General features: G+C 62.5%; 14 protein-coding genes. 11 read left to right on the top strand and 3 right to left on the bottom strand.

Annotated elements, in window-relative coordinates; all coding sequences use genetic code 11:
- Positions 1-284: 284 nt before the first annotated feature.
- From JOZ76_RS24670 to JOZ76_RS24625, 10 genes are all read left to right on the top strand, one after another.
- Complete coding sequence (locus tag JOZ76_RS24670; protein ID WP_291702995.1) at positions 285-1,634, top strand: hypothetical protein; 1,350 nt, start codon at positions 285-287, stop codon at positions 1,632-1,634.
- Between the two features lie 57 nt (positions 1,635-1,691).
- Positions 1,692-2,888 carry a methionine adenosyltransferase gene (gene metK / locus JOZ76_RS24665; protein ID WP_291702993.1) on the top strand — a complete coding sequence of 399 codons (1,197 nt, stop codon included), beginning with the start codon at positions 1,692-1,694 and terminating at the stop codon, positions 2,886-2,888.
- 119 nt (positions 2,889-3,007) lie between these two features.
- Positions 3,008-4,432 carry an adenosylhomocysteinase gene (gene ahcY / locus JOZ76_RS24660; protein WP_291702987.1) on the top strand — a complete coding sequence of 475 codons (1,425 nt, stop codon included), beginning with the start codon at positions 3,008-3,010 and terminating at the stop codon, positions 4,430-4,432.
- 481 nt (positions 4,433-4,913) lie between these two features.
- A complete protein-coding gene (locus JOZ76_RS24655) occupies positions 4,914-6,431 on the top strand; it encodes an oligosaccharide flippase family protein (RefSeq protein WP_291702984.1) in 1,518 nt (505 codons plus the stop codon).
- A 188-nt stretch (positions 6,432-6,619) separates the two neighbouring features.
- Complete coding sequence (locus JOZ76_RS24650) at positions 6,620-7,423, top strand: phytanoyl-CoA dioxygenase family protein (RefSeq protein ID WP_291702982.1); 804 nt, start codon at positions 6,620-6,622, stop codon at positions 7,421-7,423.
- A gap of 298 nt (positions 7,424-7,721) precedes the next feature.
- Positions 7,722-8,630 (top strand): glycosyltransferase family 2 protein, encoded by a 909-nt coding sequence (locus JOZ76_RS24645; protein ID WP_291702976.1) that lies wholly within the window; start codon positions 7,722-7,724, stop codon positions 8,628-8,630.
- Positions 8,631-9,008: 378 nt separating this feature from the next.
- A complete protein-coding gene (locus JOZ76_RS24640) occupies positions 9,009-10,469 on the top strand; it encodes a flavin-containing monooxygenase (protein ID WP_291702974.1) in 1,461 nt (486 codons plus the stop codon).
- 153 nt (positions 10,470-10,622) lie between these two features.
- The gene (locus JOZ76_RS24635; protein ID WP_291702972.1) at positions 10,623-11,285 is read left to right on the top strand and encodes a ParA family protein; all 663 of its coding nucleotides are present in this window, start codon (positions 10,623-10,625) and stop codon (positions 11,283-11,285) included.
- A complete protein-coding gene (locus JOZ76_RS24630; protein ID WP_291702971.1) occupies positions 11,254-12,174 on the top strand; it encodes a hypothetical protein in 921 nt (306 codons plus the stop codon). The genes JOZ76_RS24635 and JOZ76_RS24630 overlap by 32 nt, the downstream gene beginning before the upstream one ends.
- Before the next feature lie 351 nt (positions 12,175-12,525).
- The gene (locus JOZ76_RS24625; RefSeq protein WP_291702965.1) at positions 12,526-13,200 is read left to right on the top strand and encodes a PilZ domain-containing protein; all 675 of its coding nucleotides are present in this window, start codon (positions 12,526-12,528) and stop codon (positions 13,198-13,200) included.
- A 109-nt stretch (positions 13,201-13,309) separates the two neighbouring features.
- Here the strand turns inward: JOZ76_RS24625 and JOZ76_RS24620 are convergent, their stop codons facing one another.
- The 3 genes from JOZ76_RS24620 to galE form a co-directional block, all read right to left on the bottom strand.
- Positions 13,310-14,011 carry a fumarylacetoacetate hydrolase family protein gene (locus JOZ76_RS24620; RefSeq protein WP_291702962.1) on the bottom strand — a complete coding sequence of 234 codons (702 nt, stop codon included), beginning with the start codon at positions 14,009-14,011 and terminating at the stop codon, positions 13,310-13,312.
- A gap of 42 nt (positions 14,012-14,053) precedes the next feature.
- A complete protein-coding gene (locus tag JOZ76_RS24615) occupies positions 14,054-15,856 on the bottom strand; it encodes an ABC transporter ATP-binding protein (RefSeq protein WP_291702960.1) in 1,803 nt (600 codons plus the stop codon).
- 117 nt (positions 15,857-15,973) lie between these two features.
- A complete protein-coding gene (galE, locus tag JOZ76_RS24610) occupies positions 15,974-16,984 on the bottom strand; it encodes a UDP-glucose 4-epimerase GalE (RefSeq protein ID WP_291702958.1) in 1,011 nt (336 codons plus the stop codon).
- A 130-nt stretch (positions 16,985-17,114) separates the two neighbouring features.
- On the opposite strand from galE, the gene JOZ76_RS24605 reads away from it, so the two are divergent.
- The gene (locus JOZ76_RS24605) at positions 17,115-18,158 is read left to right on the top strand and encodes a glycosyltransferase family 4 protein (protein ID WP_291702956.1); all 1,044 of its coding nucleotides are present in this window, start codon (positions 17,115-17,117) and stop codon (positions 18,156-18,158) included.
- Positions 18,159-18,343: the final 185 nt, after the last annotated feature.

Here is an 18,343-nt window from a genome sequence, read left to right as displayed (position 1 = left end):
CCAGGTGCCGGTGATGTCGTCGGCCAGTGCGGGGCTGGCTGCCAGGGTAGCGCCGAAGGCCAGGCCCAGGATGGTGCGAAGGATCATGTGAAGGCTCCTGCAACGGGGACGGGAGGGAAATTGCTGGCCGATTTTGTCAGCAACACGAACAGCGTCACAAGGCCTGCGCGGCTGTGACTTCATCCCATCAGAGGACAATCCGGCATTCCCTTAGTGGGCAGAAGGTGGTAGGACGCGCGTAGTGGCCCATACCTGCCCACCACGACCGCCCAAATACTGCGACCATGAAGAACGACCAGCTTCTCAGCCAGATTTCGGAGTTCTGCCAGGAGAACGACATGGCGGAAACGACCTTTGGTCGCCGTTCGGTCAATGACGGCAAGCTGGTCCACCGCCTGCGTGAGGGCAAGCGGATCACCATCGATACGCTGGACCGCATCCAGGCCTATATTGCGGCCTCCGGCGGCGTGCCGCTGCCGCGCAACCTCGACATCGTTCCGGAAAAGCGCGATCCGCGCGGCAATTTCCGCTTCTTCGAGAACCGGCAAAAATATCTTCTGTTCGTGCACACCTGCAGCGAGAAGCGGGTGGTCGCCGAGCGCGTCGGGCTCGAGCTCTTCAGCATCCATCCGCGCCCGCCGGCGCTGCGGCTATTCGATGCGGGCTGCGGCGACGGCACGGTGCTGTCGCGTGTTTTGCGCACTATGCACGGCCGCTTCCCTCACATGCCCTTCTATGTCGCCGGCAAGGAATTGAGCCTGGAGGACGTCCGCCTGACGCTGGACAAGGTGCCCGACCGCCTCTTCGAACATCCCGCGAGCGTCTTCGTGTTCACCAACATGAACTATGCCGAGGCGCCCTGGCTGACGCCGAAATCGCCCGCCGCGGCGGCCAGCACAATTTGGCACGACGTCGTGCTGCAGGGGAGTTCCGCGGGCGAATTCGAGGCTCAGATCGCCGCCTTGAAGCCGTTTCTGGAGCAGAACTGGCGCGCCAGCGTCAGCCCGCGCACCGGCATGCCAGTCTATGAGCGGCCGGTGGCCCTCGTGCTGTATCGGGAGGATCACCGCTTCCTGCTCGACCAGATCATCCCCCGCGCCGGCCGGACCGAGGCCAATTTTGACCTGATCATCGCCTCGCAGCCCTATCGGGCCAAATCCTCCGTCAGCTTTCGCGCCCGTCGCATCATTGCACCGCTCGCCCGGGCGCTCGGTCCCGGCGGCCGATTGATCGGAATCCACTCCCACGGCCAGGATCCCGGGCTCGAAATGATCCAGGCTGTCTGGCCCGGAGAAAATCCTTTCTCGGTCAGCCGTCATGAGCTGTTGCGCGCCGTGAAATACGAGTTGGGAACAGTTGGGCGAAATCTGAATTTTAATGCGTATTCCGATAACCGCTCGATCTTTCGTTATGATATGGAAGCCCTGCCCAACGAGGTCACCGGCTCGATCGGAACCTCGACGGCCTTTGCAGCCTGGAATGCGGCGGTGTATGTGGCCCAGATCGAAGACGACCGGTTGACGGACATGGATCAAAGCGGCCGCGCTCTCGATGCCGCCAGAGAGGTTTTGCGGAAGTACAACGGGCTTTGGTTTAACGACGAGTCCTACGTCATCTCCCGCCGGCGGGACTGACATCCCAGGGTCAATTCGAAACAACCGCCGATGAGCGGCGGAACAGGGGGTTCTTTGATGCGCGCGTCTTATCTGTTCACGAGTGAGTCGGTTTCCGAGGGGCACCCGGACAAGGTCTGCGATCGGATCTCCGACGAGATCGTCGATCTGTTCTTCCGCGAGGGGCCGAAGGCCGGGATCGATCCCTGGGCGATCCGCGCCGCCTGCGAAACGCTCGCCACCACCAATAAGGTGGTGATCGCCGGCGAAACCCGCGGGCCGAAATCGGTCACCAATGACCACATCGAGAGCGTGGTGCGCGGCGCGATCAAGGACATCGGCTACGAGCAGGACGGTTTTCACTGGGACAAGGCGGACATCGAGATCCTCCTGCATCCGCAGTCCGCCGACATCGCGCAGGGCGTCGATGCCAACCAGCCCGGCGCCGCAAAGGAAGAGGGTGCGGGCGACCAGGGCATCATGTTCGGCTATGCCTGCAACGAGACACCCGACCTGATGCCGGCGCCGATCTTCTACGCCCACAAGATCCTGCGGCTGATCTCGGAAGCGCGCCATTCCGGGCGGGAGAAGGTGCTCGGCCCCGACTCCAAGAGCCAGGTCACGGTGCAATATGAGAACGGCAAGCCGGTCCGCGTGCGCGAGATCGTGGTCTCGCACCAGCATCTGGTCGAGGACATGACCTCGGAGCAGGTTCGCGAACGCGTCGAACCCTATGTGCGCGAGGCGCTGCCGAGAGACTGGATCGACGCCAAGACGGTCTGGCACATCAATCCGACCGGCAAATTCTACATCGGCGGTCCGGATGGCGATTCCGGCCTGACCGGGCGCAAGATCATCGTCGACACCTATGGCGGCGCGGCGCCGCATGGCGGCGGCGCATTCTCCGGCAAGGACCCGACCAAGGTCGACCGCTCCGCGGCCTATGCCGCGCGCTACCTTGCAAAGAACATCGTCTCCGCCGGGCTCGCCGACCGCTGCACCCTGCAACTCGCCTATGCGATCGGCGTGGCGCGCCCGCTGTCGATTTACATCGACACCCACGGCACTGGAAAGGTGTCCGAGGACAGGCTGGAGAAGGCCGTGGCCGAAAGCATGGACCTGACGCCGCGCGGCATCCGCACCCATCTCGATCTCAACCGGCCGATCTACGCCCGCACCTCGTCCTACGGCCACTTCGGCCGCACGCCGGATAATGAGGGCGGCTTCTCCTGGGAGAAGACCGACCTGGTCGAGAGCCTCAAACGCGCCGTCTGATTTATGCCTTCATTCCGGGGCGCGCGCAGTGCGAACCCGGAATCTCGCACTTCTGGATTCCGGGTTCGCTCGCCACTGGCTCGCGCCCCGGAATGTCTGCCCAGCAACAGGAACCCCACATGACCGCCGCCGCCAAAAAACCGACCTTCACCCACTACGTCGTCAAGGACATTTCGCTCGCCGAGTTTGGCCGCAAGGAGATCTCGCTCGCGGAGACCGAGATGCCCGGGTTGATGGCGACGCGCGAGGAATATGGCCCCAAGCAGCCCCTGAAGGGCGCGCGCATCGCGGGCTCGCTGCACATGACGATCCAGACCGCGGTCCTGATCGAAACGCTGGCCGCGCTCGGTGCCGACATCCGCTGGGTGTCCTGCAACATCTATTCGACCCAGGACCATGCGGCCGCGGCGATCGCCGCCGCCGGCATTCCGGTGTTTGCCGTCAAGGGCGAGACGCTCACCGAATACTGGGACTATACCGCGCGCCTGTTCGACTGGCATGGCGGCGGCACCCCCAACATGATTTTGGATGATGGCGGCGATGCCACCATGCTGGTGCATGCCGGTGTCCGCGCCGAGCAGGGCGACACCGCTTTCCTCGACAAGCCCGCGTCCGAGGAAGAAGAAATCTTTTATGCGCTGATCAAGCGCCTTCTGAAGGAGAAGCCGAAGGGCTGGTTCGCGGAGATCGCGAAAAACATCAAGGGCGTCTCGGAGGAGACCACGACAGGCGTGCACCGGCTCTACGAAATGGAGAAGAAGGGCACCCTGCTGTTCCCGGCCATCAACGTCAACGACAGCGTGACAAAATCGAAATTCGACAACCTCTATGGCTGCCGCGAATCGCTGGTCGACGGCATCCGCCGCGGCACCGACGTGATGATGTCGGGCAAGATCGCGATGGTTGCGGGTTACGGCGATGTCGGCAAGGGTTCTGCCGCCTCGCTGCGCCAGGCCGGCTGCCGCGTCATGGTCGCCGAGGTCGATCCGATCTGTGCGCTGCAGGCGACGATGGAAGGCTATGAGGTCGTCACCATGGAAGATGCCGCGCCGCGCGCCGACATTTTCGTCACCGCGACCGGCAACAAGGACATCATCACCATCGAGCACATGCGCGCGATGAAAGATCGCGCCATCGTCTGCAACATCGGCCATTTCGACAACGAGATCCAGGTCGCCTCCCTGCGCAATCTGAAATGGACCAACATCAAGCCGCAGGTCGACGAGATCGAATTCCCCGACAAGCACCGCATCATCCTGCTGTCGGAAGGGCGTCTCGTTAATCTCGGCAATGCGATGGGCCATCCGTCCTTCGTGATGTCGGCCTCCTTCACCAACCAGACGCTGGCGCAGATCGAGCTATTCGCGAATCAAGGCAAGTACGAGAAAAAGGTCTACGTGCTGCCGAAGTCGCTGGACGAGAAAGTGGCGCGGCTGCATCTCGCCAAGGTCGGCGCCAAGCTCACCGAGCTGCGCAAGGACCAGGCCGACTATATCGGCGTCAAGGTGGAAGGCCCATACAAGTCGGATCATTACCGGTACTGAGCGGGAGCGGGTCCGCTTTCCACTCGTCGTCGCCCGGCTTGCCGTCTCCGCTAGGCGCCGGCGTGCCCTCGAGTTCGTGGCCCCGCCATAGCCTTGGCTAAGGCGGGGCCGGGCGATCCAGATTGCGGAGACGGTCGCGCCTCACCAAGCAGTCGCGGGGTACTGGATTGCCCGCTTTTCGCAGCGATGAAAAATCCATCGTGAATGCGACGGTGCGATCTTCTCGGGCGTTGTCATCGCGAGCGATCCGGTCTGCGCCAGACATCACCCTTCGCTGGTGTCATCGCGTCCACCGCAGTCCCGCCTCGCAGCCTCCGAGGACAGCAAAGGAGGGCGCCTTTCCAGGATCGTCGATCGTTGAAGCATGCTATCGCATGTTCGAAAGGGAGTGTTAGCTTCGTTTAGCATAAACCTCTGTTATTGAGCCGGCCGGCGCGGGCGTTGCGCTCAATCCGATCGTTGTTGTTTGGAGCGTTTGACGATGACGAGAGACCACTGTCAGGCCGACGCCAAACCGCCCGAGACTCGTGCGCGTGCTCTCCTTGCAAGCACGATGCAAACGGCGATGCTTTGGAACCTGCTTGGCGTCGTCTTGTCGCAAGGCTTTGGTTTTCTCGTTTTCCTAGTGCTTGCGAGGAAGCTCCCTCCCGATATCTTCGGGGTTGTCGCGCTCGCCTCGATGGTCACCGACTTCGTGGCCGCCGATGGTCGAACTGCGTGCATGGACGCGATCATTCATGCAAGGCGCGACGACGACCGCTATTTCAATTCGGCCTTTGCGGCTTTCTTTTCCGTTGCATTGATCGTTTCCCTGGGGACCATGTTGGCGTCTTCCTTGGTTGCCCAGACTTTCAACGAGCCGCTAATCTCTGGCTTTATGCGCGTATTTGCGCTCTTGATCCTCTTCATACCCTGGGTGGCCGTGATGGACGCGCTCCTCATGAAGGATCTGCGGTTCCGTCAATCGACGCAGAGGAACGTCGCGGCGTCGCTCATCGCGGGAATATGCGGCATCGCCTGGACGTTCAGCCCTTGGGTGATCTGGGCGCTTGTGGTTCAGCGCCTCGTCGCGCTCGTTGCGGAGGCCATCCTCGAATTTCACATGACGCGTTGGTTTCCAACAGGGTCCATCGATTGGAAGGATACCGTTCAGTTCCTCAGGCGGTTCTTCGCGCTCTGGACGATCCTCATCATCACCCAAACCATCGGGCGGGCTTTCACGTTCGTTTTTGGCTTGAGATATGACGCGGCGACGGTCGGTTTGATGCGCGCCGCCGGCAGGATTGTCGAGGCAGTTCAGGTGCCCATCGTGAGCTCGCTGATGGCGCTCTGGTTCCCGCTGATGTCCAAGGTAAGAGGCAATCTCAAATCCGAGGGAGACATATACAACAACATCATTCGGACCGCAGTATTCATATGCTTCCCTGTCTTCGCAGGGATGGCGCTGGTTGCGGACGACGTCGTGCGGCTCTTGCTCGCGGGTCGCTATCAGGACGCCGCGCCGATGATTGAGGCGATCGCCACGACGCGCCTACTGGTGCCGATCGTCTGGTTCAATACGATCGCGATGACGTCGCTCGGAATGAGCCGACAGTCGCTGGTCTACTCCGCGGCGGCGCTCGTCGTCGAACTGCTGTCGCTCGTCGTGTTTACCAACCTGAGCGCGCCCGAAGCTTTGCTTCTGGTTCCCGCACCAACCATCCTCGTCGGCATCATCGGGAACGTGGCTTTGAACAGGCGCCTGGCTCAGTCCAACTGGAGCCATTATCGCGAACTGACGCCCGCTGTCTTCGCGACCCTGGGCATGGCCGCCTGCACTTTGACGTTTCGTACTCTTGCGGTCGATTCGCCGACGCTCTGGCGACTCGGGGGCAGCGTGGTTATTGGCGCGGTCGTCTATTTGGGGTGGCTCGCGGTGTTCAATCGGGCTTGGCTGTTAGAGCGAGTTCGGCTCCTTCGAGGGCAGGGCCAGGATGGCGGAGCCTCGGAGACCGCATAGCGCACATTGCCGCCGGATGAACGGCAGGATCTTGAGCTCGATTGCGTTGTCAGGGGCGGAAGCCGAACTTCATATCAAACGCGAGCCGATCCGTTAAGGTTAAATCCACTGCTCGTTTTCACCGAGGCATGACTTCTGCCAGACTAAGCATCTCTGGGAGAGCTGCCGGTTGCTGGCGGAGAGCTGACATGTCCTCCGTTATGGAAGGTGAAAAAATTCCTTATGTTGCGCGGGCTGTCGGTTTCGACAAGGCGCTGCACGATCTCGTCCAAGACGGCTTCGCCGTCGTGGATATAGCGTCCGCAAAGGACATCGACCTTATTCGGCAGGCCGTGCGGCGCGTGCTCGCGCGCGAAGACGTGGTTTTTCGTGAACTCGGCGAACGAACCGGGACGCCGCAAATCCAGGAGGTGCACCATATCGCCTCGAGGGCGCCCGAGATCATGGAGACGGATTTCTTCTCGCGCGCGAAGGAGTTCTCTCAATCATTCCTGAAGTCCGCCGTTCATCTGAAATTCGACCACGTGATCCTGAAGCCGGCCATGAGCAATCGCGAAACCGGGTGGCACCAGGATGCTGCCTATACTCCGCGCATCTGGCGCTTTCATCGTCGCGTCCACTGGTGGTTGCCGCTGCATGATGTGCCCATTGAGCAGGGCTGCATGCGATATGTCCCGGGAACCCATCACAGCAGCAGAATGAAGCACGCTGCGGTGGGACCCACCTCGGATGCGATCAAGACCGTTCTGCCGGAAGGATCGAAGGTCGTGGACTGCCCGGTCAAAGCAGGCAGCGCCTGCGTCCACCTACCCAAGACGCTGCATTGCACGGGGCCCAACACCACTCGGTTTCCACGTGAAGCATATATTCTGCAGTTTGCATCCCCGTCACTGTTGCCAAGACCCGATTTCGACGTTGATCGAGTTGCTCACTGGTTGCGCGCAGTCGGAACCTGGGTAAGGCCAGGCGATCAATGGCTTCAGGCCGGTTAAGTACTTGTTACTTTAGCGAACGTCATATTAGCCATATCCATATTAGCCATCTTCAAATTAGCCACAATCCAATAACAAATGCGCGATCACGATCTTATGATCATATACATAGCCTAGGTTATAGGCTCTCGCGTCTGTCATCGATTGTAGTTCAGATGCTGGACCTAGTCAGCCCAATGGCTGAACTGTCGTACGACGTTCGTGTGCAACCGCTATAGCTTTGCCAACAATCCGAGTCTCTTCGAGTATCGCCGGCAGTTGGCAGTTGGGGCGACGCTGATTTGAGAAGCACATTCCCATGCGAGTCTCCATCATTCTGTGCACGTTCGACAGGAAAGACAAGCTACCGAAAGTGGTGCGCTCGATCTATTCGGCGGCGCGCCGAACGCTTGGCGCCGATATCGAACTCATTATCGTCGACAACGGATCGACAGACAGATCACTCGAGGTCGCTCACTCGCTTGCCATTGACGCGCCAATATCGGTTCAGGTTTTGAGCGAGATAGCGAAAGGTCTGTGTCGCGCCAAGAACCGTGGGATCAAGGCGGCCACAGGACAGGTTCTCGTCTTTACTGACGACGACTGCGAGTGGGCTCCGGATTACCTGGAGGTCCTCCTCCGGAGCTACCGTGATGATAATGGAGGTGCCGCGATCAAGGGAGGGCGAGTCGAACTCGGCGATCCCAGTGATCTGCCATTCACCATCAAGACCGAGAGGCGGATGGAAGTCTACGATGGAAGCCGTCACCCAGGCGGGTTCCTGCACGGCTGCAATCTCGCCGTGCCAAGGGCAGTTTTCGAGACGATCGGCCTTTTCGACGAGAACTTCGGACCCGGGGCTCCCTTCCGAGCAGCCGAGGACACCGAATTCGTGTATCGTGCTTTCAAGGCGGGTGTGCCGATCCAGTATATTCCGGATCTGGTCATCTATCATCATCATGGCCGCAAGACGATCAGCGACATCGCTAATCTCAATTGGAGTTATCAAATAGGCAATGGTGCGCTCCACGCGAAACATGGCCTTGCTGATCGCCTGTTGTTGCGGGCTTCATATTATAATGCGAGGAATGTTCTGTTCGAGGTTGCTGGAGGACAAAAGTTCGATCCTCAGTTGGGTATTTCTCACAGGCAATTGGTGGTGCCGCAGATGCTGGGCATTTGGCTTTACTTATTCTCCTCGATCGGTCGGGTTGCTCGCACGAAATAGATAACGGCGCCAAGCCCGTTGGTTCAGCAATGCACTCAAACGATGACATTGCGCGACCGTGCCTCGACGTGCGGATCTAGCGTCCGATCCAAACCGCGCATCCAAGACCGGCGGCAAGGTGGAGCGCTTCCTTAGGCGATCACTGGGAAGCCGATGACGACCGCGCGGCGGCCGGGGGACCATGGTGTCTGCTGCATGAGCGCATTGCCCTGCGGATCAGAACAACTCGGCGCCCCTCGCTAATCCCGCCCCGCGCAATTCTCGAAATTGGCACGCCCCGTGTCATGGCCGCTGGATACGGCGTGCACGGCGCGTGTATAGTCAAGCGTGTTTCTGCCGCCCAAGCTCACCCGGCCGAGGCATCTGCGGAGGGCGTCGATGTCACCAGAGCATTTTGATGTGCTGATCGTCGGCGCCGGCTTGTCCGGCATCGGTGCGGGCTATCATCTGCAGCACAAATGCAGGGCCAAGCGCTTCGTCATTCTCGAAGGGCGCGACACGATCGGCGGCACCTGGGACCTGTTCCGCTATCCCGGCGTCCGCTCCGACAGCGACATGTTCACGCTCGGCTATTCGTTCAAGCCGTGGACCGAGGCGAAGGCGATTGCGGATGGTCCGCACATACTGAATTATGTGCGCGAGACCGCGCAAGAGAATGGCATCGACCAGAAAATCCGCTTCCGCCATCGCGTGAAACGCGCGTCCTGGTCGACGTCAGATGCGCGCTGGACGGTGGAGGCGGAACACCACATCGGGGAGGGAGCGACCGAGACGGTCGTCTTCACCTGCAATTTCCTCTTCATGTGCGCCGGCTATTACCGGTACGAGGAAGGCTATTCGCCGGAATTCGCGGGCAGGGCGGATTTTCGCGGCACCATCGTGCATCCGCAGAAATGGCCCGAAAATTTCGACTATGCGGGCAAGTGCGTGGTGGTGATCGGATCGGGCGCGACCGCGGTGACGCTGGTCCCGGAGATGGCGAAGACCGCCGGTCATGTCACCATGCTGCAGCGTTCGCCGACCTATGTGGTGTCGCGCCCGGCGCGCGATCCGTTCGCCGACAGGCTGCGGCGCAAGCTGCCGATCGCGCTTGCCTACCAATTGATCCGCTGGCGCAACGTGTTTTGGGGCATGTTCTTCTTCCAGCTTTCCCGGCGCCGGCCGGAACGCGTCAAGGAGCTGATCCTCGGCGGCGTGAAAATGGCGCTCGGCGCCGACTACGACGTCGCGACGCATTTCACGCCGCGCTACAATCCCTGGGACCAGCGGCTCTGCCTGGTGCCGGACGGCGATCTGTTCCGCGCGATCAAGGACGAGCGCGCCTCCGTCGTGACAAGCGAGATCGACAGCTTCACCGCAAACGGCATCCGCCTGAAGGACGGCCGCGAGCTTCCCGCCGACATCATCGTCACCGCGACCGGGCTCGTGCTGCAGGTCCTCGGCGGGCTCGAGATCGCGGTCGACGGCCGCGCAATCGATTTCGCCAGGGAATTGACCTACAAGGGCATGATGTATGCCGACGTGCCCAACCTCGCCTCGGCACTCGGCTACACCAATGCGTCCTGGACGCTGAAATGCGATCTCACCTGCGAATATGTCTGCCGGCTGATCAACCACATGGACCGGCACGGCTATCGGCAATGCATGCCGCATAACGACGATCCGACTGTCCAGGAATTGCCGTCGCTGAGCTTCTCCTCCGGCTACGTGCAGCGCTCGATCGCAAAGCTGCCCAAGCAGGGTTCCAGGCGGCCATGGCGGCTGTACCAGAATTATGCGCTCGATGTCGTCTCGCTGCGCTTCGGCACGGTCGATGATGGCGTGATGCGCTATTCGTAGGGCAGCCATCGCGCGGGAACCGTTGACAACTGATGCGTGCGATTGCGTTTGCTTGCCGCGAATCGCGCGACGCGGTAAATTGCGGCATTCTGCCCAGTGTCCCGACGACGCGTTGGTCTCGTGTCCGTTGCGGCTCAACCGAAAGCACCGGACATGCACGTCCTTGCCCTGGTCACGCAGAAAGGTGGAAGCGGCAAGAGCACGCTGGCCGTGGGTCTTGCGGTCGCGGCGATGCGCGACGGCGAGCGGGTTGCACTGATCGAGGCGGATCAGCAGGGCACGATCTCGAAATGGCAGGAGCGGCGCGACAACCCCTATCCTCGCGTCGAGCGCGTTGCCGAACCCGCCGACATCGAAGCCATCATCGCGCGCCTCGCCGCCGAGGGCATCTGGCTCGCGATCATCGATACCGCCGCGACCAACAATGTGCTCGCCATGCGTGCGATCGCGCTGGCCGATCTCTGCGTGATCCCGGCGCGTCCGAGTCCCGCCGACATCGAAGCCGCGATCCCGACGCTGCTCGCGATCCGCAGGCAGAAGCGCCGTTTTGCCTTCGTGCTCAACCAGACGCCGCCGCGCGGCGCCCGCCTGAGCGAGGCCGCGACATCGCTCAACGCACTCGGCGTGCTGGCGCTTCCCTTCATCGGGCAGCGCAACGATCACCAGGACGCGCTGGGGGCGGGGTTCGGCGTGTCAGAATATGCCAGGGGCGGCAAGGCCGCCGACGAGATTCACGCTTTGTGGTCCTGGATCGCAAAGAAACTTGGCGAGGAGGCGCTCGCTCATGGGCAAGCCGCAATCAGGAGAGCCAGCTAACAGGTTTTCGAGCGAAGTGAGAACCGCTTCGCGTGAAGAAAACGCGTCAAACAAGCCCGCGCGTCGTCCGACGCGCCGTTCGATCGTGGACCTGACCGAGGCCGCGCACCGTGCCGCCGATGATGGCGTGTTGCCGGCTGTGGTCACGGTTGCGCCGAACCAACCTCTTATTACGGCCGGCAAGGCAGTCGCATCTGATTGCGCCGACGACAGCACGGACGTTTCCCGATCGTCATGGCCGGGCTCGTCCCGGCCATCCATATCTTCGCCTACGGCGCAAAAGCAAGACGTGGATGCCCGGCACAAGGCCGGGCATGATGAGTTAATGGAAGCAGTCGATCAGGCAAATCGCAGTGAGCCTGTCGCGCGATTGGCCGCATGCAATAAACCTGACGCAAGCGCGGAGGAAGGCCATCCCGAGCTTCCGCATCCGGCGGCGTCCGGAAGCTGCGAGCTCAGCGCGTCTGACTCCAGCGCGGACATGGCGGTGAAGATTGCCAAGGCGTACCAGGCCGAGACGCTCGACGACATCAAGGCCGGCTTCAATGCCGCGCTGGATTATGCTGCGGAATTTTCCCGGCGCGGCGCATCGTCCGAAGCTGCCAAAGTCCCCGCCGATCGCGGCCATGACAGGCGCAATGCGCTGGCCGCGCAGTATCGGGCGGGGGCCGTCGAACTGATGCAGGCCAACATGGCCACGACGATGGATTTTGCGCGCCGCCTGCTCGGTGCGAAGAGCTCGGCTGAATGGGTCGAACTGACCAGCACGCAGGCACGGCTGCAGTGCGAACTGATGCTCCAGCAGGCGCAGGCCCTGAGATCGCTGGCGCGCGGCATGACGGATTCGGACGCAGGCCAAGCCGGCCGCCGCGGTCGCAAGAACGATTGAGCCGCGCCGGACGCGCGGCCATGGCGCTTGCTTCGCGCTCGCCGGCCTCTGAGTTCAACTCACCGTTGTTGTACGGGGTGCCATCTTAAGGAAATTGAAAGCGTTGGTTCCTAGAATCGCAATCGGGCCATTTTACCTGCCGAATTCAGCGTTCCTTAGGATTTCCATCGCATCTTGCGGGTATGTACACACCCGCATCCCCCTTCGATTCTCGCGGAGTTGCCGCGATCGCGGAGGCATCGTTCGCCGCTGGCGCGCAAACGATGGCTGCTGTTGGCTGTGCGGTTCGTGCGACGGGATGGCGAGGGGTTGACGGTTGCCTGACCGGCTCCGAGCACGGCGAGGCGCGCCGTGTCGGTTGAAACCTTCCTTCGTCAGCGTGCGGTGAGGATCGAAGCGCAGGGAACCTACACTCTTCCGAACTGGTATGACCCGCAAGGGCGGCTGCGTAGCTTTGCCTGCCGCACCACGCGGGTGTCCCCCTTCCGCATGCTGGTCGACGTCCCCGTCGTCGGCAAGGTCGGCGATCGCCTGACCTCCTATTTCCGCGATTTCGGCAAGTTCGAAGGGCAGATCAGCGACGTCTGCAACGGCGGCTTTCTGCTCGAACTCGAGATGACGCGTGCCATGCGGGTGAGGCTCGCCGACAAGCTGGTCTGGCTGGAGCGGAAGCTGAAGGATCCGTCCAGCGTCCGCGAGGAGCGCAAGGATGCGCGCTTCATTCCCTCCGCGCCGCATTCGACCCTGACCTGGGCCGACGGCAGCGTCACGCCCTGCTTCATCGTCGATTTTTCGGCAGGCGGCGTCGCCGTCTCATCCGAGGTGCAGCCCAGCCTCGGCACGCCGCTTGCGATCGGCGCCTGCATCGGCCGTGTGGTGCGGCTGTTTCCGGAAGGATTTGCGATCAAGCTGCTCGAGCCGGTCCATAATCTCGGGGAGCTTGAGCGCCGCCTGATCCGGCACATGGGCGGTCCGGTGGCCAATGCCGACGGGCGCTACGAGCAGTTGACCCTGATCCCGGCCTGACCCGATTTTCCGGCATTCCGGGGCGCTTCGAAGAGGCGAACCCGGAATCGCGAGATTCCGGGTTCGATGCTTCGCATCGCCCGGAAATGACGATGTGGCCGAAGGCGCGCTACTTCGGCTCGCCGATCTTGACCTTCAGCGTGCCGATTCCGTCGACGCCGCATTCGATTTTGTCGCCCGGCTGTAGCGCCGCGACGCCGGCCGGCGTTCCCGTCAGGATGATGTCGCCGGCGCCGATCTCGACCTGTTTCGAGAGCTGCCAGATGATTTCCGGTACGCTCCAGATCAGCTCCGAGAGGTCGCCCTTCTGCCGCTCGGTACCGTTGACCGAGAGCCAGATCTTGCCCTTGTTCGGATGGCCGATCTTCGCTGCCGGCTGCAGCGCCGAGCAGGGCGCCGAATGATCGAAGGACTTTCCGATCTCCCACGGCCGCTCCTTCTTGCGCGAGGCCTGCTGCAGGTCGCGGCGCGTCATGTCGATGCCGACGGCGTAGCCATAGACATGCTCGAGCGCCTTGTCGGCTGATATGTTGAGGCCACCGCTCTTCATCGCGACGATCAACTCGACCTCGTGATGCAGGTCTTTTGTGAGCGGCGGGTAGGGGATGGTCGCACCATCGCCCTCGAGCATGTCGGCATGCTTGGCGAAGAAGAACGGCGGGTCGCGCTCGTCATTGCCCATCTCGCGGATATGCTCGAGATAGTTGCGCCCGACGCACCAGATGCGGCGGACCGGGAATGACTTGCCTTCGCCGACGACGGGAATGGCGGCTTGCGGCGGCGCGGGAATCACGAAGGAGCTGGCGTTCATGAACGGGTCTCGGCGGTTTCAGGGCAAGATCGGCTTGGTTCCTTACGCGGTTGCGTCGAGGCGCGCCAGTGTCGGATGGCTGCGGTGCTGCAGGCGGAAGAACGAGGCGTAGCGGCCGTTGCGGCGCAACAGATCCTCGTGGCGACCCTGCTCGACGATCTCGCCGGCCTCGACCACCAAAATGGTGTCGGCATGGGTGATGGTGTGCAGGCGGTGGGCGATGACGATGGTGGTGCGGTTCTGGCAGAGATGCTCGATCGCCTCCTGCACCTGCTTTTCCGACTCCGAATCCAGCGCCGCGGTGGCCTCGTCCAGGAGGATGATGGGCGCATTCTTGATCAGCGCGCGGGCAACCGCGATGCGCTGGCGCTGGCCGCCGGAGAGCTGCGTGCCATGCTCGCCGACCGGGGTGTCATAGCCGAGCGGAAAACCCATGATGAAGTCGTGCGCGCAGGCGGCCTTCGCGGCCTCGACGATTTCGCCCTCCGTCGCGCCCTGCCTGCCGAAGGCGATGTTGCTCCGGATGGTGTCGCGGAACAGATAGACGTCCTGGCCGACATAGGCAGTCTGCGCCCGCAGCGATCTGCGCGACACGCGCGCGATGTTCTGGCCGTCAATCAGGATGTCGCCCTCGCTCACCTCATAGAAGCGGAGCAGCAGCGCCAGCACGGTGGATTTGCCGCCGCCGGACGGTCCGACCAGGGCGGTCACCTTGCCGGGCTCCGCGACAAAGCTCATGCGGTTGAGCACGGTCTCGCCCGTCCGATAGGCGAAGGAGACGTCCTGGAATTCGACGCGCGATTCGGTCAGCGCGAGCTGCGGCTTGTCGTCGTCGGCAAGCTCGCTCGCCGGGCTGTCGACGATTTCCAGCAGCATGCGGGCGCCGACCAGCTGGCTGTTGAGGTCGATGTTGAGACGGGCGAGCCGCTTGGCCGGCTCGGTCGCCCACAGGAACGCGGTCATGAACGAGAAGAACTGTCCCGGCTTGGCGTCGAGCGCGACCACGCTGTAGCCGCCATACATCAGGCAGCCCGCGACCGCAAAACCGCCCAGCATCTCCATCAGCGGATTGGAGCGGTTCGACACGCGGGCCATCTTGTTGGCGTTGCGCTCGACGGCGGCGATGTGGTCGTCGATGCGCGCGCGCATGGTGTCCTCCAGCGTGAACGCCTTGACCGTGCGGATGCCCTGCAGCGATTCCTGCATGGTCTCCAGGATGTCGGCGGTGCCGGTGAACTGGGTGAAGGCGAGGCCCTTGATCCGCTTGACCAGTTTGCGCAGGATCAGCATCGCCGGCGGCGTCACCACGAGGCCGAGCAGCGACATGAGGGGATCCTGCACCACCATCACGACGATCATACTGATCAGCATCAACAGGTCGCGCCCGATCGCGTTGAACAGCAGGTTCAGCGTGTCGGCGATGGATTTCGCCCCGGCGCTCAGCCGCGCCAGAAATTCCGACGAATGCCGCTCCGAGAAGAAGCCGATGCTTTCGCTCATCAGCTTGGCGAAGAGCCGCCGCTGGTTGCTCGCGAGGATCGCGTTCGAGATCTTTGACAGGATCGTGGTGTGGCCGTAGGTCGCGATGCCCTTGATGAACAGCATCAGCACCACGAGGCCGGAGAACGCCGCGATGCCGGAGACATTTTTGGTGACATAGGCCTCGTTGATCACCTGGCCCAGGATGTAGGTTGCCCCCGCGCTGGCAGCGGCCGAGACGCCCATCAGCGCGAGCGCGCTCAGATAGCGCCGCCAGTAGGTCAGGCCCTGTTCCATCACCAGGCGGCGGATCAGGATCGCCGCGCCATAGGGATCGTCGGTGATTTTCTTGGTCGGTTTGGCCATTCGCATTCCATCGACCGCACCGGGCTTTTGGACCGCCCGCAGCGACAGGTGATGGTTTCCTTGCCCGCTAAGCTAGCGCTTTTCAAGCCCAATTACGCGGTTGCAATGGGATGCAAATTAGGCCGGTACCGCGTGGCGGACGTCGAGGCGTTCGCGGGAGAGCTTTTCCTCCCAGGCGAGCGCATGGGTCGCGATGGTGGCGAGGTCGTCATATTGCGGTGTCCAGTCCAGCACGCTGCGGATGCGCCTGGTATCGGCGACCATGGTCATGATGTCGCCGGGACGGCGCGCGGCATATTGCACGGCGAAATTGCGCCCCGATACGCTACGGACCGCCTCGATGGTCTCCAGCACCGAGTAGCCGCGGCCGTAGCCGCAGTTCAGCGTCACCGACTTGCCGCCCTCGCGCAAATGGGACAGCGCCGCGCAGTGCGCCTGGGCGAGGTCGCTGACATGGATGAAATCGCGGATGCAGCTGCCATCCGGGGTCGGATAGTCGGTGCCGTAGACGTCGATCTTGGCGCGCTGGCCGGTCGCGGCCTCGACCGCGATCTTGAGCAGATGTGTCGCGCCGACAGTTGCGAGCCCGATGCGCGCGTGCGGATCGGCGCCTGCGACGTTGAAATAGCGCAGCACGACATAGTTCATGCCATGCGCCATCGCGACGTCGTGCAGCATGATCTCGGTCATCAGTTTCGACGAACCGTAGGGCGAGAGTGGCCGGGTCGGCGCGCTCTCGGGCACCGGGACCTGATCGGGATTGCCGTAGACCGCGGCGGTCGAGGAAAAGATGAAGCGGTCGACGCCGCACTTGATCGCCGCGTTGAGCAGCGAGCGCGTGGTCATGGTGTTGTTGCGATAATAGCCGAGCGGATCGCGCATCGAATCGGGCACGACGACCGAGCCGGCAAAATGGATCACGCTCTCGACACCGTGCTCGGCGATCGTGCGCGAGACTAGCACTTCGTCGCCGGCATCGCCGACCACGAGCGGAACGCCGGTCGGAACGGCCGCGGCGAAGCCGGTGGAGAGATCGTCGATCACGACCACGCGTTCGCCGGCTTCAACCAGCGCGTACACCATGTGACATCCGATGTAGCCGGCGCCGCCGGTCACGAGCACGGTCATGTCGCAGCACGTCTCCCTGTTTATGCACGGAGGGTACCGGAGGCGCGGTGAAGATGGGGTTTCGGTGCCCGCGAACTGGCCACTATGCTTAATGTTGCGTATAGGGGGCTTTGCGAAAACGGAGCGTTGTGTGCCGAACGAGAGCTATCTTGCCGATCTCGAACTGGTCGTGCCCAATTTGCACCGGCGCTATACCGGCGTCACGGCGACCAACCGCATGGTGGCACCACGACTGGCAAAACTGTTTCGCGCCCGCTGGCTCGGATCCAACGCGCCGGACGGCATCGCACGACTCCGACTGGTCGACCTGCTGCGGCTCTGGCGCCGACAGCACCCGCTGATCTGGCACGCGCGGCGCAACAGCGAGATGATTTGGGGCGTCGTGCTGCGCGCTCTCGGCTGGCCGCTGAAACTCGTGTTCACCTCGGCCGCGCAGCGTCACCACAGCTGGATCACGCGCTGGCTGATCGAACAGATGGATGCGATCATCGCAACCAGCGATCACTCGGCCGGCTATCTGAAACGCGCGGCGACCGTGATCCCGCACGGCGTCGACACCGACATCTATGCGCCGGCGGCGGATCGCGCCGCGGCGTTTGCCGAGAGCGGCCTGCCCGGCCGCTACGCGATCGGCTGTTTTGGCCGCGTGCGAGCCCAAAAAGGCTCCGACGTGTTCGTCGATGCAATGTGCGCGCTGCTGCCGCACTATGGCGATTTCACCGCGGTGCTGGTCGGCGCTGTGGTGCCGGAGCAGATGGCGTTCGCGAGCGAACTGAGAAGGAAGATCGAATCCGCAGGTCTTGCGGCGCGCATCGTCATGACAGGCGAACTCGCAATCGAGGAGGTGCAGCGCTGGTACCAGCGGCTCACCATCTATGCGTTCACCTCGCGCAACGAGGGGTTTGGCCTGACCTTGATCGAGGCGATGGCGGCGGGCAGCGCGCTGGTGGCCGCGCGCGCAGGCGCGGCCGAACTCGTGGTCGAGGATGGTGTCACCGGCGTCCTGGTGCCATCAGGCGATGTCGATGCGCTGGTCGCCGCGCTGGAGCCGCTGATGTGCGATCCGCAGGCCGCGACCGCGATGGGGGCGCGGGCGAGAGAGCGTGTGCTTGGCGAGTTTAGCCTTGTTGCCGAGGCAAAGCGGATCGCGGCGGTGTATCGAACGTTGATCTAACCGTCCCCGTTAAGCCAGCTGCAACGGGGCTGGTCGGGGTTCTTATAGCACTCGGTGCGGAGCCAATCACAAGCCAGCGTTTTCGCGTCCGCACCGCTGCAATCTTGTCATTTTCGATGGCAATTGCCTCTTGATGCCGAGCCCCCGGCTAGAGCCTGTTGCGATCAAAGCGGATTGTACCCGCA

Origin of the sequence: Bradyrhizobium sp., from assembly GCF_019244115.1 — a bacterium.
In the GTDB taxonomy this organism is placed as follows: Bacteria; Pseudomonadota; Alphaproteobacteria; order Rhizobiales; family Xanthobacteraceae; genus Bradyrhizobium.
Note: the sequence above shows the minus strand (reverse complement) of the source record. Positions and strands in the feature narration are given on the sequence as shown.

What these genes read in the sequence shown, in the direction of transcription:
- JOZ76_RS24615 (WP_291702960.1), bottom strand. Translation starts at nt 15,856, where the DNA reads ATGGCCAAACCGACCAAGAAAATCACCGACGATCCCTATGGCGCGGCG.
- JOZ76_RS24635 (WP_291702972.1), top strand. Translation starts at nt 10,623, where the DNA reads ATGCACGTCCTTGCCCTGGTCACGCAGAAAGGTGGAAGCGGCAAGAGC.
- JOZ76_RS24640 (WP_291702974.1), top strand. Translation starts at nt 9,009, where the DNA reads ATGTCACCAGAGCATTTTGATGTGCTGATCGTCGGCGCCGGCTTGTCC.
- JOZ76_RS24655 (WP_291702984.1), top strand. Translation starts at nt 4,914, where the DNA reads ATGACGAGAGACCACTGTCAGGCCGACGCCAAACCGCCCGAGACTCGT.
- metK (WP_291702993.1), top strand. Translation starts at nt 1,692, where the DNA reads ATGCGCGCGTCTTATCTGTTCACGAGTGAGTCGGTTTCCGAGGGGCAC.
- galE (WP_291702958.1), bottom strand. Translation starts at nt 16,984, where the DNA reads ATGACCGTGCTCGTGACCGGCGGCGCCGGCTACATCGGATGTCACATG.
- JOZ76_RS24650 (WP_291702982.1), top strand. Translation starts at nt 6,620, where the DNA reads ATGTCCTCCGTTATGGAAGGTGAAAAAATTCCTTATGTTGCGCGGGCT.
- JOZ76_RS24620 (WP_291702962.1), bottom strand. Translation starts at nt 14,011, where the DNA reads ATGAACGCCAGCTCCTTCGTGATTCCCGCGCCGCCGCAAGCCGCCATT.
- ahcY (WP_291702987.1), top strand. Translation starts at nt 3,008, where the DNA reads ATGACCGCCGCCGCCAAAAAACCGACCTTCACCCACTACGTCGTCAAG.
- JOZ76_RS24645 (WP_291702976.1), top strand. Translation starts at nt 7,722, where the DNA reads ATGCGAGTCTCCATCATTCTGTGCACGTTCGACAGGAAAGACAAGCTA.
- JOZ76_RS24670 (WP_291702995.1), top strand. Translation starts at nt 285, where the DNA reads ATGAAGAACGACCAGCTTCTCAGCCAGATTTCGGAGTTCTGCCAGGAG.
- JOZ76_RS24630 (WP_291702971.1), top strand. Translation starts at nt 11,254, where the DNA reads ATGGGCAAGCCGCAATCAGGAGAGCCAGCTAACAGGTTTTCGAGCGAA.